Source organism: Idiomarina sp. UBA4206 (assembly GCF_002383015.1).
In the GTDB taxonomy this organism is placed as follows: domain Bacteria; phylum Pseudomonadota; class Gammaproteobacteria; order Enterobacterales; family Alteromonadaceae; genus Idiomarina; species Idiomarina abyssalis.
The window spans coordinates 192257-195754 of record NZ_DFTS01000043.1; the positions used below are offsets into that span (position 1 = coordinate 192257).

At 45.6% G+C, this 3498-nt stretch carries 2 protein-coding genes; both read right to left on the minus strand.

The genetic code is table 11. The features are described 5' to 3' along the window. A partial coding sequence (locus B3180_RS10065) for a TonB-dependent receptor plug domain-containing protein (RefSeq protein ID WP_286844318.1) occupies positions 1–1840 on the minus strand: 1840 nt, incomplete at its 3' end. Positions 1841–2120: 280 nt separating this feature from the next. After that, positions 2121–3498 (minus strand): tetratricopeptide repeat-containing sulfotransferase family protein (locus B3180_RS10070; RefSeq protein WP_286844320.1); only part of this gene is annotated, 1378 nt, incomplete at its 5' end.

A 3498-nucleotide genomic window follows, 5' to 3' on the forward strand; every position in this document is an offset into this window, starting at 1 on the left:
GATGGCTACCTGTACCGTAGTCGATACATGGATCTGTGTAGCTGATGTTTGATTCTACTTGTGGTGAATACAAGTCACCGATACCTGGAGCGCGGAAGCCTTCAGCAAAGGTTGCACGAACCAATGTACCTGTAGTTGGTACGTATTCTAAACCGAATTTAGTGGTAGTTTGTGCATCAAGGAAGTCGTAATCTGAACGACGTACTGCCGCTGACAGGTCAAGACGCTCTACGCCAGGCATACCAGCTAACAATGGAGCATTGATTTCCATGTAAGCTTCCTGAACGTCGTAAGAACCTTCAGTTGGCTCTGCAGCAACACTGTAGATTTGACCTAAGATTGCGCCGCCATCTGGCTGGTTCTGATATTCTTCCCAACGTTTCTCAACGCCGACAGCCCATGAAATTGGACCTGCAGGTAAGCCAAATGAACCAGTGTCACCAGTTAAGTTAGCCATTAACTGTTTTGTCGTCGCACGATCAACTGGCGAGTTAGGAATTGTTGCGTAGTCCTGGAATTCTTGTGTGAAGGTACCTTCCTGGAACGGGTTCCATAGGCCTGGGCACTCTTCATCTGCGTCACACAGTTCTGGGTCTAGCAAGTTACCGATACGCTCTGGGTTTGAACGACCATACTCTACGCGGCTGTCAACATAGCGTGCGTAGTTGTATGAGATGTCCCATGACCAACCGTTATCCAGGTAACCTTCCAGTCCGAATACCATGCGGTAGTCAGAGAAATCCTGAGTAAATGAACGTCCGCCAGTTTCGGCAAGACGACGGTAGATGTAAAGGTCTTCACCAATTGGGTTGTCAGGATGATCGCCAGCAACTGTTGGTCCCCAGAAAGTACCTTCTGCAGCCATTAGCTGGTCAGATTGACGGTTAGTGAAACCACCTTCCATAAATGCTGAAAGGTCACGAGTTAACTCGTAGTTTGCAGACGCATTAATTGAGAAGATGTCCTGCGGAGTCACCATGTAGCTTGCAGGAGCAAAGTTGTAAGCGTCTTGCTGACCATCATACGGACGAATTTCGCCAGTGTTAGGGTCTACGACAAAGCTTGTACCTGCGTTGCCTGAGTTATACTGAGAGTCTTCATCAGCTGCAGACCAGTTACCGTAAGGAATAGTTGAAGAGCCACCACGTACGATTTCGCCACCTGACTCACTCAGAGGGTAACGAGAAAAGTCGCGGTCGCCCTGCCAGATAGGGTTACGGTTTTGGTACTCAAGCGCTAAAGTTACGTTGCCTTTGTCGCTGGTAGCGCCGATAACACCTGAAACTTTAGTCGTTTCGCCGTCGCCTTCACCGGTTAAGTCGTACTGAGCTGAGAACTCCGCACCTTCGAAATCTTTCTTGGTGATAAAGTTGATTACACCGGCGATAGCATCAGAACCATAAATGGTTGATGCGCCGTCACGTAATACTTCAACACGCTCAATGTAAGCCATCGGGATTGAGTTTAAATCACCTGAAGCGTAACGACGGCCGTTGATCAAAATCAGCGTACGAGCTGAACCCAGACCACGTAAGTTAGCTGAAGCATAACCAACAGAGCCATTGTTTGTGTTTGAGCCGTTGTAACCACCATTCATGGAAGGAATGTTATGGATGAACTTTTCCATGCTGGTGAAGCCTGAGTTTTCGATTGCTTCTGAATCAAAAACTGTGATTGGACTTGCTGTTTCAGTGTCGGTGCGTTTAATACGCGAACCCGTTACCTGAATACGCTCGACATCGTTAGCTCCTGCTTCTTGCGCAGCAACTAGTGCCGGAAAGCCTAATGTGGTTGCAATAGCTGCAGCCGTTAAGCTTTTACGAAAAGTACTATTGTTCATTGAAATTACTCCCTGGAACATTATTTTTTAGTTGCTTGATTGGCGAAAGCAACATGAAACCGACGACGCACTTATCGTTTTTGGAAGGTGCATCGTGTTTTCGGTTACAACCTTTTAACGCCGCAGGGATTTCATTTCAATAGGAGTTCAGTTCTTTTCTTTAACCCCAGGAATCGTTCGCCTAAAAAATAGCCTAATAGATTATTATTGAACCTCTTTTATTAAGAAAATTAACAATAGTTTCAACGTGTTTAACATGTGTTTCAGGATTGTAAAGGCTTTAAAATACAGTATTAAAAATAGGTTCTGCCGCTTTCGCACGTTTGATGCTTTCATCATTAACATCTGCACTAACCTGACCCAGGCTGGACGTCAAAACGGGATTGCGACTTCCTTTAGGCGAATATGAAGACTTTTCAGGTTCCAGTCCAATATGCTCATACACTCTATTCATAACGTTGTTCGTTTTTGTTACAAGATCCTCATAACTTATGGTTAATATGCGATCAGGGAAACATTTCTCCCAGTGAGTCAGGAGACTTATTTCGTTCTCTATGTACGTTTGAATCGACTCTTTAGACCAGCTCCAGTCAGCACCTCCACGAAACGCGGTTTTGTAACAAGACCATGCTATATGCTCAGGTTTGCGCCTTATATAAATTGCTTTGCCTTGTGGCACCGCTTTCGCCCAAATACCAAACAGCCGATTCAAGTTAAGACTTTTATCGACAACGTAACCTGAGCCCGGATAACGAACGTCGGTAAGTGACTGGTAAGTTTCGGTTATCATGTCTATCCCTGCCTGAGCGTCACCGTGGCGCCCCATAAAAGCAGGGAAGTTCATGGTGTCCTGTGGCGACAAATGAGCACAAGCCTGTCCAAACGCCCCCGTTTCTCCGGCACCGACTACTGCACTATGATTACTTAATATCTGGCCCAAAAGCGTGGTTCCGCTTCTTGGTAAACCAAGAATTGCAATCGCCCGGTTATATTTAACCCGAGACTCAGGTACCGCCTTCATTCCCTGCTTGCTAAAATAAGTTTGTAAGTCGGTAACAAACCGTTTATCAAATGCAGCCTTATACTTAGACTGTTGAGCCATTAATTTAGCCCCTTTTTCGTAGGCCTTAACCGCGTCTTCTAAACGATCTCTATCGGTTAACGCTTTTCCTAAAGCGTAGTGATAATGCATCCAGTTAATAGGATCATCTTCCGAATATTTATCAGCAACATCCAGCAACTCTTGAAACAGCTCAATATCTTCTGAGAAATCAGTAAAAGACGCTAAAGTTAACCAACTAATTCCTAGATGGGGAGCTAACCCGACAACCTTTCGCAGATACCGGTCTGCTAGCGAAAAGTCTCCCAATTGTGCCCGGGCAGTGCCACATAGGTGCATTATTGAGGGGTTATCAGGTTGCTGGAGAGTTAACGGTTCCGCTGTTGCCAGTGCCCTCTGAAGGTATCCCGCTTCTGCATATATCCCCGCTCGCTGAATATCGCTGGTTACTGTTCTTTGCGTCTGTTGTCGCATGATATCGACACACTCAGTGGCTAAAGTAACTTCCCGCAACCCTAAACTCATTTTAGCTAACATTAACCAATGCGTTTTAAGAGGAGATTTCTTTTCTATTGCATGCCGAATTTTTTCAACCGCT